This is a genomic window from Mycolicibacterium thermoresistibile (assembly GCF_900187065.1).
In the GTDB taxonomy this organism is placed as follows: Bacteria; Actinomycetota; Actinomycetes; order Mycobacteriales; family Mycobacteriaceae; genus Mycobacterium; species Mycobacterium thermoresistibile.
The window spans coordinates 2323706-2336963 of the sequence record NZ_LT906483.1 but is presented as its reverse complement, the minus strand read 5'-3'; the positions used below and the strand labels follow the sequence as shown (position 1 = coordinate 2336963).

The window sequence follows — 13258 nt, the reverse complement described above, 5'->3', positions numbered from 1 at the left end:
AGTTTCGATGATCCTCACCGGCGTTGCCGTGTTCCTGCTCGTCCTCACCGTGTCCGGCGTGGTGTCTGCACGCCGGGTGCGCGGCGACTGTGCCAACTATCTGGTGGCCGGCCGTGCGCTGCCGGCCGTGCTGGTCGCCGCGGTGCTCATCGCCCAGCCGGTGGACTCCAACGCCACCATCGGCAACGCCGATCTGTCGGCCGCCTTCGGGTTCTGGGCCGGCGCGGCCCTGCCGATCGGGCTGGCGCTGTGCCTGCTGCTGATGGGCCTGTTCTTCGCCAGACGGTTGCGGGCGGCACAGGTGGTGACCCTGCCCGAGTACTTCGGCAATCGGTTCGGCCGCGGTGTCGAGGTGGCCTCCTCGGCGCTGACCGTGGGCAGTTTCGCGATCCTGCTCGCCGGCAACCTGGTGGCGATCGGGTTCCTGCTGGAACGGTTCCTCGGCGTCTCCTACACCATCGGCATCCTGGTCACGGTTCCGCTGGCGCTGCTCTACACCATCACCGGCGGCATGTTCGCCAGCGTGTACACCGGCGTCGCCCAGGTCGTGGTCAACATCGTCGGCGTGTTCGCGTTGGTGGTGTGGGTGGCCGCCACGCACGGTTTCACCGCACCCGACGGCATGGGCGCCGGGGCGCTGTCGCAGCTGACGTCGAGTGAGTCCGGCGCGGTGATCAACTGGGCCACCATCATCGCGCTCGGTCTCGGCAATCTGGTCGCGATCGATCTGATGCAACGGGTGTTCTCGGCCCGCGATCCGGGTGCCGCGCAGCGGGCCTGCTTCGCCGCCGCCGGCGGCATCCTGCTACTGTGCCTGCCGCTGTCGTTCGTCGCGCTGGCCGCGGTCGGCATCGTCGGCGACTCCGCCGGCGACGGTCCGATCCTGTACGCCCTGCTCGGTGAATACGCGCCCGCCTGGCTGGCGATCATCGTCATCTCCGGGCTGCTGGCCGCCACCCTGACCACCGTCAGCGGCATCCTGCTGTCCACCGCATCGGTGCTGGTGCGCAACGTCCTGCGGATCGACACCGGCGTTCTGGCGCCACCGGCGGCGATGACCCCGCGGATGCTGCGCGCCACCCGGTGGGCCACGCTGCCGATGGCCGCGCTCGCCGCGGTGGTGGCGTTGCGGGTTCCGCAGACCGGGATTCTGCTCACCCTGGCGTTCGATCTGCTGCTGGCCAGCCTGGTGGTGCCGTTCATCCTCGGGCTGTACTGGTCGCGGGGCGGCGCCGCGGCCGCGGCGGCGGCGGTCGTGGTGGGCATCGGGGTGCGGCTGACCTATTTCGTGCTGGCCCCCACCATCTACGGGGTCGACAACACCCTGTTGTATCTGCCCAACGACTGGGTGTCGGCGTCGGTGGACGGCTGGTCCACCCTGTGGGCCGCCGCGGCGTCGCTGCTGGCGTATGTGGTCGTCGCGGTCATGACCACGCCCCGCGTCACGGCGGCACAACCGGCGGCCCCCGCGCCGGCCGAACCCGTCGCGTTGGCCGGGGTGCGTCCGTGACCGCCGGCGGTCACCCGGCCGCAGCGCCGGTCACCTGCGGCCGGCCCCGGTCACAGGAGCGGAGACGTCCGGGGGCCACGGCCCGCGACGAGGTGCTCGACGCCGCCGCGGAACTGTTCACCACCCTCGGTGTCGCGGCGACCTCGACCCGTCAGATCGCGGAGTCGGTCGGCGTCCGCCAGGCCTCGCTCTATCACCATTTCCGCACCAAGGACGAGATCCTCGCGACCCTGCTGGACGCCACGGTGGCGCCGTCGGTCACCGCGGCGCGCCGGCTGCGCGGTCGTCCGGAACCGCCGGCGGTGCTGCTGCACGCGCTGGTGTGGCTCGACGCCCGGCTGCTCTGGGACAGTCCGCACAATCTCGGCATCCTCTATCTGTTACCGGAGGTGCGGGATCGACGGTTCGGCGGTTTCCATCGGCGACGATCCGAGCTGCGGGCCGCCTACCGCGATCTCGCCGAGCGGGTCGCCGCCGCCGGCGCCACCCCGAGCTCCGTTCCCGACGTGGTGATCGACCCCGACGTCGTCTTCCGACTGGTGGAGACCCTGCCCAATCTGCGGATGGACGGTTTGGGTGAACCCGACCAACCGAGACGCACCGCCGACCTGGCGGTGCACGTGCTGGGCTGGCGCGGCGACTGGCCTCGGTTGCGCTCCGAATCCGCGACGGTGGCGGCCGCCGTCGGGGACTGTCGCTAGCCTTCGCGCCTCCCCGCCGAACCCGTCGTCTGTGGAGGTCAACCCCGTCGTTCCGGCCGATCGCCGGCATCGATATTTGCCAGACTAACCACCGGCAAACGTAATATGTCCCATAGGAACGCGACAAGGTGACGGCGGCAACAGATTTTGGCGGCGGCCCGGGACCGTTGCTAGCGTGCCCGCGCTATGTCTGTAGTACTCGCACTGGCCGCCTTCGTGAACCAGGTCTCGGGGACGCCGTACGTCCTCGGCGGAGATTCCCCCTCGGGAACAGACTGCTCGGGCCTGGCTTCCTGGGTGGCCAACGTGGCGACCGGCCGCCCCGCCTTCGGGGACCGGTTCCACACCGGAAATCAGGAAGCAGCCTTGCTGGCCCGGGGCTTCAAATACGGCACCGCCCCGGGTGCGCTGGTGATCGGCTGGAACAGTACGCACACCGCGGTGACATTGCCGGATGGCACTCCGGTGTCCGCCGGTGAAGGCGGTGGGGTCAAGATCGGCGGTGGCGGCGCATTCCAGCCGCAGTTCACCAAGCACATGTACCTGCCGATCGAGGAGCTCGGGCCCGAGCAGATCCCCGGTCTCGAACCGGAGCTGCCGGTGATCCAGCTGGCCGATGCCGGGGCGGCTCCCCCGCCCCCGCCACCCGAGCTGACCCCACCCCCGCCACCCGAGCTGACCCCACCCCCGCCACCCGAGCTGACCCCACCCCCGCCCGGGGCGCCGCTGCCACCCCCGCCGCCGGTCGGCATCTAGCGCTTCACAAACGCTTTACAAAGCCGACGGCTGGTGTCACGCTCGTGCGCGTGAGCGGACAGCGCGAGCCGGCCGAGCGTCTGGTCGAGCTCGAGGAGATCAAACGTCTCAAGGCGCGGTACTGCCGCCACCTGGACGCCAAGGACTGGGCCGCGTGGCGCACGTTGTTCACCGACGACTTCGTCAGCGACACCGCTTCGGCCGGCGGCACGACGATTCAGGGCGCCGACGAATTCGTCGCCTTCGTCCGCCGCAACCTCGGCAACCCGGCCAAGGTGACATCGCATCAGGTGCACGCGCCCGAGATCGAGCTCACCTCCCCGACCACGGCGCGCGGGGTGTGGGCATTGGAGGATGTGGTCCGATTGGGCCCCGCGGTGCACATGCGCGGCTACGGTCACTACCACGAGACCTACCGCAAGGTGGATGGCCGGTGGCTCATCGCGTCGTCCCGGCTGACCCGGCTCCGGACCGACTTCTTCAACGGGCTGTTCTCGGTGTACCTGTCGCCGCGCACGGAGCGGATACTGAGCAGCGTGGCGACCAAGGTCGCGCGCCGGTTCACGCGTTGACCCGCGACACACCCCCGAGGTGGGGTAGAACCGGCACATCATCGGGTAGTCCTGAAACCAGGATCTGCTCCGACGATCCGTTGGACGACTAACGAATGAGGTCTGTGTCGTGAAGCTGGCGCTCAGTGATGCCGATGCCGCGTTCCGGGCGGAGATGCGGGAGTTCTTCACCACCGAGATTCCCGCCGACATCCGGGACCGGATGCGAGCCGGCCGGCCGCGCTACCCCGACGACATCGTCACCACCCAGCGCATCCTCAACGCGCACGGTCTGGCGGTGCCGAACTGGCCGGTGGAGTGGGGCGGCCGGGACTGGTCGCCACTGCAGCGCCAGATCTGGTCCGACGAGATGCAACTGGCCGCGGTGCCCGAACCGCTGGCGTTCAACGCCAACATGGTCGGACCGGTGATCGCCCGGTTCGGGTCCCAACAGCTCAAGGAGCGGTTCCTGCCGCCGACCGCCAACCTCGACATCTGGTGGTGCCAGGGCTTCTCCGAACCGGAGGCGGGCTCCGACCTCGCGTCGTTGCGCACCACCGCGGTGCGGGACGGCGACAGCTACGTCGTCAACGGCCAGAAGACCTGGACGACGCTGGGTCAGTACGCCGACTGGATCTTCCTGCTGGCGCGCACCGACCCGGACGCTCCGAAAAGGCAGGCCGGCATCTCATTCCTGTTGGCCGACATGAACACCCCCGGCATCACGCTGCGGCCGATCAAGCTGATCGACGGCGGCCACGAGGTGAACGAGGTGTTCTTCGAAGACGTCCGGATCCCGGCCGATCAACTCGTGGGCGAGGAGAACCACGGCTGGGCCTACGCCAAGTTCCTGCTCAGCAACGAACGCACCGGCATCGCCCGGATCGGGGCCACCAAACTGTGGCTGTCCCAGGTCAAATCCCGCGCTGCCGAATGTAGTCTGCTCGACGATCCGCTGTTCGCGGCCCGCATCGCCGAACTGGAGAACGACCTGCTGGCGCTGGAGCTGACCCAGCTGCGGGTCAGCGGATCCGAGGGTGAGGGCAAACCCAACCCGGCCTCGTCGATCCTGAAACTACGCGGCAGCCAGCTGCAGCAGGCGGTCACCGAGCTGGCGGTCGAGGTCGCCGGGACCGATGCGCTGCCGTACGCCGCCGGCGACGACATCGCCTCGCCGGAGTGGGCGCAACTCGCCGCACCGCGTTACCTCAACTACCGCAAGACCTCCATCTACGGGGGCACCAACGAGGTGCAGCGCACCATCATCGCCTCGACCATTCTCGGATTGTGAGCCTGCCATGGATTTCGACCTGACCGACGAACAGGAACTGCTTCGCGACACCACCCGCGACCTGCTGGCCGGCGTCTACGACGTGGAGACGCGCAACCGCACCGTCGACACCGATCCGGGCTGGAGCCGCGAGGTGTGGAAACAACTGGCCGACATCGGGATCCTGAGTCTGGGGTTCGATCCCGCCGAATCCGGCCAGATCGAGGTGATGGTCGTGATGACCGAGATCGGCCGTCGGCTGGCGCCGGAACCCGTGGCCGCGGCCGCGCTGGTGCCCGGCACACTGATCGCCGAGCTCGGGTCCGATGATCAACTGCTGGAGCAGGTCGGCTCCGGCGACATGCTGCTGGCGCTGGCACACCGCGAGCCCGGAACCCGCGGTGTGTTCGGTTCCGTCACCAGTACCGCTGCGCAGCAAGGGAATTCCTGGACGATTACCGGACGCAAACACCCGGTGCTGGCCGGCGATGTCGCCGACACCCTGATCGTCAGCGCGGCGCTGCCCGATTCGGGCGGGACCGGGCTGTTCCTCGTCGACGCCGCCGCCGCCGAGCGGCAGCCCTTCCGCACGTTCGACGGTCAGCGGGCCGCGCAGATCGATTTCGACGCCACGCCCGCCCGACCGCTGGGGTCCGGCGGCGACGCCACCGAACACCTGCAGCGCGCCCTCATCCGCCACCAATCCGCGCTGTGCGCCGAAGCGGTCGGCGCGATGGCGGAGGCGCTGCGGCTGACCACCGAATACCTTCCCAGCAGAAAGCAGTTCGGTGTTCCGCTGAGCAGCTTTCAGACGCTGACCCAGCGGGCCGCCGATATGTACGTGTCCCTGGAACTGGCCCGCAGCATGAACTTCTGGGCGGCGATGTCGATCGCGGACGGCCGTTTCGATCCGGCCGTCGCGGCCCGGGCCAAACTGCAGATCTGCCGGTCCGGCCGGCACATCGGCCAGGAGGCCATCCAACTGCACGGCGGCATCGGGATGACGGCCGAATATCCGGTCGGCCATTACGCGGCCCGGCTGACTGCGATCGAGCAGACGCTGGGCTCCGCACACGACCAGCTTCAGGTGCTGATCGACGGTCTCACCGGATACGACACGGTCTCGCTGTAGGAGCTGTAGCAGAACGGCTGCACCACCACCAGGTAGACCGCCACGGTCAGGGGCGGCGCCAGCAACGGCAGCCATGCGAACCGTGCCGGAAGCAACGCCGCGATCACCGCGGCCAGCAGGAACCCCAGCAGGAAACCTGTTGTGGTGGCGAGGGTTTCGATGACAGCCCGGCTGTCCGTGTGGCGCGTCACCAGATACCCGCTCGCCGCCGCCCCGGACACCGCCACGAAGCCGAGGCCGGGGTCGACGACCAGGATCGCGGCCGCCGCGGTGAGCACGGCCAGGCCGGCGGCGGACCGCAGCCAGATCCCGGCCACGACGGCCAGCACACCCAGCCCTGCCGGCACCCACCGGCCGGGGTGGCCGGCGCCGGCGCCGATCTCGGTGGCCGCGGCGATCATGAGCAGACCCAACGGTGCCGACACCAGATGCGGTGACGCGATCGGCCCGCTCATCGCGACACCCGCCGAAGGGTCCGGCGACGGTGATCGGCCACCACGTGCAGCACCTGATCCAGGGCCTGTCCGGCGCCCCAGGCCACCACATCGACCCCGATGGTGCGCATATCGCGGTACATGAAGGACCGTTGCAGCGACCACATCCGCCCCACGAGCGGATCCACACCGTCGAACGGCTCCCGGTCGAGCACGTCGACGGCGACCACCGGGTGTCCACGCCGGGCCAGATCGATCAGCGCCAGCGCGAAATCGGTGTCCAGCAGGGTGGAGAACGCGACGACGATCGCCTCCGGCGGCACCGCCGGCCGCGGCACCAGGGTTCCTCTCCCCGAGCCGGGACCCGTCGGTGTGGTCGGACCGGAACCCGGGGCCGCGCCGAGCATGGTGTCGACCACCCGGTAGAACTGGCGGCGCCCGAGGTCGACGCCCAGCCAGCGCGGGCCCCGGCCCCCGAGGGTGGCGATACCGGCCCGGTCACCACCGCGCAGCGCGCTCTGCACCACCTGGACGGCGCCGCGGGCGATCCGCTCGGTCACCTCGGTGGCCGGACCCGGCGGCTGCGGGTAAGCGTCGACGAGCACCACCACGTCCGCGGCCCGCTCGCTGAGCCGCTGGGTCACGTGCAGTCGCCCACGCCGGGCGCTGACCGGCCAGTTCACCGTCCGCAGTTGATCTCCGGGCACATAGGGGCGGATATCGGCGTACTCCACGCCGGAACCGGAGTTCGCGGTCAGGTGCGTGCCCAGCCGGTCGCGCATCTCGCCGTGCGGCAACACGGTGGATTCCGGTGGCGCCAAAGGAAACACCACGATCTCCGCAACGTCGACCGCGCCGGTTCCGGTCAGCAGCCCGCCGGCCGCCGGCACGTCGACCCGGGCCCGCACCGGGTAGCGCCCCCACCGGTGGGCCGACACGGCCGCGACGACCCGTTCCGGGCGTTGTTCGAGCATCCGGACCTGCGCACCGGACACGTCGTCCACCCTCAGATGCAGTGCGGTGCCGGGTGGGTCGGCGCTCACCGTGACCGTCACCCGCACCTCTTCACCCTCGAAGCACCGGCCCGGATCGGGGTGTCCGCGCAACCACACCCGCGGCGGTGGCGGTTGCCGCACGACCGACGCCAGCACCCCGATCAGCGGTGCGGCGAAAATCACCAGCTGCCAACGTTGTCCGATCACCGCGGCGGCCAGCGTCACCGCCGCACAGGAGCACAGCGCCAATGTCAACGGTGATGCCCGCCATCGTGGTTCGACGGCAATGCCGGACATGTTCGACGGACCCGGCGGGGTGATCGTCACGGCGGTGGCCCGCCCGTCCTGGGCACCGGCAACCGGCGCAACAACTCCCCGATCACATCGCCGCTGCGGATCTGCCGGACCCACATCTCCGGCCGCAGCATGATCCGGTGCGCCAGTGCCGGCACCGCCAGTGTCTTGACGTCTTCGGGGATGACGTAATCCCGGTTCAGCAGCAACGCGCGGGCGCGGGCGAGCTGCACCAGATCGAGTTCGGCGCGCGGGCTGGCACCGACCGCGACCTGCGGATGTCGGCGGGTGGCGGTCGCCAGCGCGACCACATAGTCGAGCACATCGTCATGCACGGTGACCGCTTCCACCGCCTCCCGCATCGCGATCAGCGCGTCAGCGTCGACCACTTCGGTGATCACCACGTCGTCGGCGCCCCGTTCGATCCGGCGGCGCAGCATCGACACCTCCTCGGGTGCGGACAGATAGCCGAGTTCCAGTCGCACCGCGAACCGGTCCAGTTGCGCTTCGGGCAGCGGATAGGTGCCTTCGTATTCGATCGGGTTGTCGGTGGCCAGCACGACGAACGGGGCGGGCAGCCGGTGGCTGACCCCGTCGATGGTGACCTGGGTCTCGGCCATCGCCTCCAGCAGCGCGGCCTGTGTCTTGGGCGGGGTGCGGTTGATCTCGTCGGCCAAGAGCAGATTCGTGAAGATCGGCCCGGGCCGGAATTCGAAACCGCCCGAACGCATGTCGTAGATCGTGGTGCCGAGCAGATCGGCGGGCAGCAGATCCGGGGTGAACTGGACCCGGGTGAACCGCAGGCCGAGCGCGGCGGAGAAGGTACGGGCGATCAACGTCTTGCCCAGGCCCGGCAGATCCTCCACCAGGATGTGCCCGCGGGCCAGCACCGTGAGCAGAATCAGTTCCAGCGCGGCCCGGTTGCCGACCACCGCGCGCTGCACCTCGTCGAGCACCGCGTGGCAGTGGGCGGTGGCGGTCGTCGCCGGCATCATCGGTCGCCGACTCCGTCGGGCTCAGGCGTCATATCCGCTCCAGTCGCTGCAGGATCTCTTGCAGCACCGCGCGACCCGGGCCTGGCTGGTGCGCGGCTGCCGACGACACGTTGTCGGGGTCCACCCACGGCCACAACCGCGGTCCGAGCAGCAGCCGGCCCGCCGCCCGGTAACCGTTCGGGTCCCGGCGCCGGGGCTGACCGGTCGCCATCTCCAGCTGCCGCGCCAGCAACGGTCGCAGATGCCGGTCCCAGTCCGACCGGCCGGCTTCCGACCATCCGATCAACGTGTGCGTGCGGGACAGCCAGCGCTGCAGCGCCGCGGCTCGGTCCGCCGCCGCGGGGTCCGGCTCCGTCGGGTCCGCGGCGCGGCCAAGCCGTACCCGCACCGCGAGCAGCGCTGCGGCCACCGCGATGCCGGTCACGATCAGCACAAGTCGTCGTTCCGGCGCCGCCAGCGTCGCCGCTTCCACCAGGATCACCACCGCGAACGCCGCGGCCATCAACCGGGTCATGTCTGCCCCCGCAGGTGTCCGAGCACCACCCGCAACGCGTCCACAGCCGCGTCGCGATGCTCCTCACGCATCAGATGACGGCTGAACCGGGCCTCGCCGAACAACTCCACCAGCCGGGTGGCGCTGCCGGGCGGTAGCGCATGGTGTTCGACGGCGCGGGCGAGCACCTCCGACGCGGTGTCGAACTGCTGCGGCGCGGCGTCGGGCACCCGGGCCAGTTCCCGCTCCATCGCCGCATAGCACGCGATGATCGCGTCCCTGGGTTCGCGACCCGGCTCGCCGATCTCGGCCAATCCCACCTCAGCCGCCCTGGCCAGGGAGCCCGATCGCCGCTCCGCAGGCGCCGCCGGCGCCGCGGCAGCGGTCGGTGCGCTCGCGGTCAGGCCGCGACGCCTGGCCGCGAGCGACCCGACGATCACCATCAGCACGAAGGCGATCGTCGCGGCCGGCAGATGCGGCATCGCGTCCGCCGCGGCCGACGGCGGATCGGCCCACGACGAACCGGGTACCGCCGGATCGACCTCAGGTCCGATCCCGGGCCCGGTTTCGGCACCGGTCTCGTCCGGCTCGGTCCGGACCGGGTCCGACGGCGCCCACAGCCGCGCCACCAGGGTCACCGTCAGCAGGTAGGCGATCACCAGGCTCAGACCCAGCAGCACCACCCGCCACGACGGCCGGCTGCCGCCGTCACGCCGCCACACTGCCCGTCCGGCCGGCCGCACCGTGGTGATCGAGCGGTGCCGCAACCGGTGGATCCACGGCCATCGCGAGCACGCCGAGCGCGGTGGCCGCCAGCATCCCGACGAGGATCAGGCTCGCCGGTCCACCGGACTCCCGTTCGGCCGGTGTCGACCCGGCGGCGCCGGTGGCGTCGGGCAGCCACCCGCGCAGCGCCACCACCAGCGCACTCAACAGGATGACCGCGGTGACCGGGCCGCGCATCGATGACACCCGGGATGGCATCAGGACCCCGCGCCACGCTGCGCCGGCTCGGCAGCGGCGCCGAGCCGATCTCCGGTGTGCTTCCTACAGGGCTCCATCTCCACCGTCGGCGTCCCGGCCCGGATCCGTTTCGCTCTCGTAGTCCGATCGCGGCGTGATCCGGGTCGTTCCTTCGACGATAGTGCGCCGACGGCCGCGTTCGCCCCGCATTCAGTGCGGTGCGACGGCGCCCTCGATCAGTGTCCGGCCGCCATGGTGGAATCCGGCGCCGCCCAGTCGGTGGACACCAACCGGTGCCGGATCAGCCAGGCGTCGCCGACCGGCACCAACTCGTCGCGATACCGGCCGTAGTGGTCCAGACCCGCCTCGGTGAACACGGTGAAATAGGACGCCACCCTCGCCCGCTCGGGAGTCAACTCCAGAAATCGGATGTTGGTGAGGGCGTGTCGGACGATCCGCTTGACAGCCGCCGGTTCAGGCCGGCTCGCCGCGGGTCCGGCCGGATCGGATTGGGCCACACCGCCGAGAAACGCCGCGATCTCGTCCCGGCCGTGCACCGTCTTCAACCCGCGGACCTCGAGCCGACCGTCCGGGCAGAACGTCTGGATCATCTCCGCGATCCGGCCTGAGTCACCGTTCCAGTTGTAGTCGGCGAGGGTGTCCCGAATCCGCTCGCGCGCCACCAGTTCCCATATCTCCATCGCAGCTCACCCTACGGTCGTCCCGGCGCGGTGACCGGGGTTACCGGCAGGTACTGCTATAAACCTTGAGAGATGCACGTCGATGGTCGCCAGATCACCGTCTCGGGTAGCCTGCTGGAGCCGCTGACCCGACGTACAAGCGACATCGTCAGACTCGTCATCGCCACGGTCACACTGGCGCTCGCGGTCACCAGCACCCTGATCACCCGGCGCGACTGGACCGCGCTCGAACAGACGATCTCCGAGCTCGTCGGGTTTCTCACCCCGACCCAGTCCAACCTGGTCTACCTCGCCTACGGTGCGCTGATTCTGGCGCTGCCGTTCATGATCCTGATCGGGCTGATCGCGGTGCGCCAATGGCGGCTGCTCGGCGCCTATGTCGCCGCGGCACTCATCGCCGGCATCGTCCTGTCCATCAGCGGTAAGGGCATCGCGGCGCCGAGATGGCATTTCGACCTGTCCGACCGGCTCGACACCGTGCTGTCGCAGTTTCTCGACGATCCCCGGTGGATCGGCATGCTCGCGGCGATGCTGACGGTTTCCAGCCCCGGCCTGCCGGCCCGGTGGCGGCGCTGGTGGTGGACGCTGCTGCTGGCGTTCGTGCCGATCCACCTGGTGGTCAGCGCGGTGATACCGGCCCGCTCCATCCTGGGCCTGGCGGTCGGATGGTGGGTCGGTTCGCTGGTGATCCTGGTGGTGGGCACACCGGCGCTGGAGGTTCCGCTCGACGGCGCCGTCCGCGCCATGGCCCGACGCGGATTCCCGGTCGCGGCGCTGACCGTCGTGCGGCCCGCCGGGCGGGGGCCGCTGGTGCTGGCCGCCGAGGCCGATTCGACCGTGCCCGCCCTCGGCTCCCGGGCGATGCTCGCGCTCTACGGGCCGAACCAGCGCAGCGGCGGTGTGCTGCGCCAGCTGTGGCGGAAACTGAAGCTGCGCAGCCGGGAGACCCCGCCGTTGCACGCCTCGATGCGGCGCGCCGTCGAACACCGCGCCCTGATGGCCATCGCCGCCGACGCCGCCGGTATCTCCAACACCTCGACCCTGGCGATGTCCGCGCTGGCGCGGGGCTGGACGATGTATGCCCACACCCCCGCCGTCGGGGTGCCGCTGGCCGAATGCGCGTCGACCGTCTCGGTGGACCGGGTGTGGGAAGCCCTCGGGGTCTGTCATCACCACCAGATCGCGCACGGCGATCTGCGGCCCAAGGAGATCACGGTCGACAACGGCCGGGTGCTGTTCGGGGGGTTCAGCCTCGCCGAATACGGGGCCACCGACGTCCAGATCCAGGCCGACATCGCGCAGCTGCTGGTGACCACCACGGCGATCTACGGCGCGGAGGCCGCGGTCAACGCCGCGATCGCCGCGGTCGGCAAGGACACCGTGCTCACCGCATCGCGCCGGCTGACGAAATCCGCCGTGCCGGCGCGGATCCGCAAATCGATCGACAACGCCGGTGAGGTCATCGCCGCCGCCCGGGACGAGGTGAAACGCCAGACCGGCGCCGATCAGATCGACGTCGAAACCATCACCCGGTTCAACCGCAGGCAGGTCATCCAGCTGGTGCTGCTGGTGGCGCTGGTCTATGTGGCCTATCCGTTCATCAGCACGGTACCGACGTTCTTCAGCGAGCTGCGCAGCGTCAACTGGTGGTGGGCGCTGGCCGGGCTGGCGGTGTCGGCGTCGAAGTACGTGGGCGCCGCCGCCGCCCTGTGGGCCTGCGCCAACGGAATGGTGAGCTTCCGCAACCTCACCATCATGCAGGTGGCCAACACCTTCGCCGCCACCACGACACCGGCCGGGGTGGGCGGACTCGCCCTCAGCACCCGGTTCCTGCAGAAGGGTGGGCTCGGGGCGGTCCGCGCCACGGCCGCGGTGGCGCTGCAGCAGTCGGTTCAGCTCACCACCCACATCGTGCTGCTGATCGTCTTCAGCGTCGCCGCCGGCACCTCGGCGGACCTGTCGCAGTTCGTACCGGACGCGACCATTCTCTACCTCGTGGTCGGCGCCGCGCTCGGCGTCATCGGCATCGCGATGCTGGTGCCCAGGCTGCGTCGGTGGCTGGGCACCGCGGTGCGGCCGCGATTGGAGGAGGTCGTCGCCGATCTCACCGCGCTGGCGCGGGAACCGGCCCGCCTGGCGCTGATCGTGGCCGGCTGCGGCATCACGACACTCGGCGCCGCACTGGCGTTGTGGGCCAGCATCGAAGCGTTCGGCGGGGACACCTCGTTCGTGACCGTCACCATCGTCACGATGATCGGCGGCACCCTGGCGTCCGCCGCACCCACCCCGGGTGGAATCGGGGCCGTCGAGGCCGCGCTGATCGGCGGGCTGGCCGCATTCGGGGTCCCGGCCGCGATCGCAGTGCCGGCCGTCCTGCTCTACCGGGTGCTCACGGTGTGGATACCGGTCTTCGCCGGCTGGCCGATCATGCGCTGGCTCACCGACAACGACATGGTCTGAACC

General features: G+C 70.2%; 14 protein-coding genes. 7 read left to right on the top strand and 7 right to left on the bottom strand.

Translation table 11 applies throughout. The annotated features are described in order from the left end of the window. The first annotated feature begins 7 nt into the window (after positions 1 to 7). The 6 genes from CKW28_RS10905 (at position 8) to CKW28_RS10880 (ending at position 5920) form a co-directional block, all read left to right on the top strand. Entirely contained in the window at positions 8 to 1510 is a 1503-nt protein-coding gene (locus CKW28_RS10905; RefSeq protein WP_040548070.1) for a sodium:solute symporter family transporter, read from the top strand. After that, entirely contained in the window at positions 1507 to 2211 is a 705-nt protein-coding gene (locus tag CKW28_RS10900) for a TetR/AcrR family transcriptional regulator (protein WP_003927368.1), read from the top strand. The genes CKW28_RS10905 and CKW28_RS10900 overlap by 4 nt, the downstream gene beginning before the upstream one ends. Positions 2212 to 2397: 186 nt before the next feature. Further along, positions 2398 to 2967 carry a C40 family peptidase gene (locus tag CKW28_RS10895; protein ID WP_040548073.1) on the top strand — a complete coding sequence of 190 codons (570 nt, stop codon included), beginning with the start codon at positions 2398 to 2400 and terminating at the stop codon, positions 2965 to 2967. A gap of 50 nt (positions 2968 to 3017) precedes the next feature. Continuing rightward, positions 3018 to 3539 (top strand): nuclear transport factor 2 family protein, encoded by a 522-nt coding sequence (locus CKW28_RS10890; protein WP_003927370.1) that lies wholly within the window; start codon positions 3018 to 3020, stop codon positions 3537 to 3539. A gap of 109 nt (positions 3540 to 3648) precedes the next feature. Further along, a complete protein-coding gene (locus CKW28_RS10885; RefSeq protein ID WP_003927371.1) occupies positions 3649 to 4809 on the top strand; it encodes an acyl-CoA dehydrogenase family protein in 1161 nt (386 codons plus the stop codon). Positions 4810 to 4816: 7 nt separating this feature from the next. Then, positions 4817 to 5920 carry an acyl-CoA dehydrogenase family protein gene (locus tag CKW28_RS10880; RefSeq protein WP_003927372.1) on the top strand — a complete coding sequence of 368 codons (1104 nt, stop codon included), beginning with the start codon at positions 4817 to 4819 and terminating at the stop codon, positions 5918 to 5920. On the opposite strand, the gene CKW28_RS10875 is transcribed toward CKW28_RS10880, so the two are convergent. From CKW28_RS10875 to CKW28_RS10850, 7 genes are all read right to left on the bottom strand, one after another. Further along, positions 5872 to 6375 (bottom strand): hypothetical protein, encoded by a 504-nt coding sequence (locus CKW28_RS10875; protein WP_003927373.1) that lies wholly within the window; start codon positions 6373 to 6375, stop codon positions 5872 to 5874. The two genes, CKW28_RS10880 and CKW28_RS10875, sit on opposite strands and share 49 nt — an antisense overlap. Then, the gene (locus CKW28_RS10870; protein WP_040548114.1) at positions 6372 to 7646 is read right to left on the bottom strand and encodes a DUF58 domain-containing protein; all 1275 of its coding nucleotides are present in this window, start codon (positions 7644 to 7646) and stop codon (positions 6372 to 6374) included. The genes CKW28_RS10875 and CKW28_RS10870 overlap by 4 nt, the downstream gene beginning before the upstream one ends. A 26-nt stretch (positions 7647 to 7672) precedes the next feature. Continuing rightward, entirely contained in the window at positions 7673 to 8638 is a 966-nt protein-coding gene (locus CKW28_RS10865; RefSeq protein WP_003927375.1) for an AAA family ATPase, read from the bottom strand. 28 nt (positions 8639 to 8666) lie between these two features. Further along, the gene (locus CKW28_RS10860) at positions 8667 to 9152 is read right to left on the bottom strand and encodes a hypothetical protein (RefSeq protein WP_003927376.1); all 486 of its coding nucleotides are present in this window, start codon (positions 9150 to 9152) and stop codon (positions 8667 to 8669) included. Continuing rightward, the gene (locus CKW28_RS10855; RefSeq protein ID WP_050812071.1) at positions 9149 to 9853 is read right to left on the bottom strand and encodes a DUF4129 domain-containing protein; all 705 of its coding nucleotides are present in this window, start codon (positions 9851 to 9853) and stop codon (positions 9149 to 9151) included. Before CKW28_RS10855 ends, CKW28_RS10860 begins: the two co-directional genes overlap by 4 nt. Beyond that, positions 9840 to 10094, bottom strand: a complete 255-nt coding sequence (locus CKW28_RS24095; protein ID WP_003927378.1) for a hypothetical protein — start codon at positions 10092 to 10094, stop codon at positions 9840 to 9842. The genes CKW28_RS10855 and CKW28_RS24095 overlap by 14 nt, the downstream gene beginning before the upstream one ends. 236 nt (positions 10095 to 10330) lie before the next feature. Next, a complete protein-coding gene (locus CKW28_RS10850; protein ID WP_003927379.1) occupies positions 10331 to 10795 on the bottom strand; it encodes a nuclear transport factor 2 family protein in 465 nt (154 codons plus the stop codon). A gap of 72 nt (positions 10796 to 10867) precedes the next feature. Between CKW28_RS10850 and CKW28_RS10845 the strand changes: the two genes are divergently transcribed. Continuing rightward, positions 10868 to 13255, top strand: a complete 2388-nt coding sequence (locus tag CKW28_RS10845) for a lysylphosphatidylglycerol synthase transmembrane domain-containing protein (protein WP_003927380.1) — start codon at positions 10868 to 10870, stop codon at positions 13253 to 13255. The last annotated feature ends 3 nt before the right edge of the window (positions 13256 to 13258 follow it).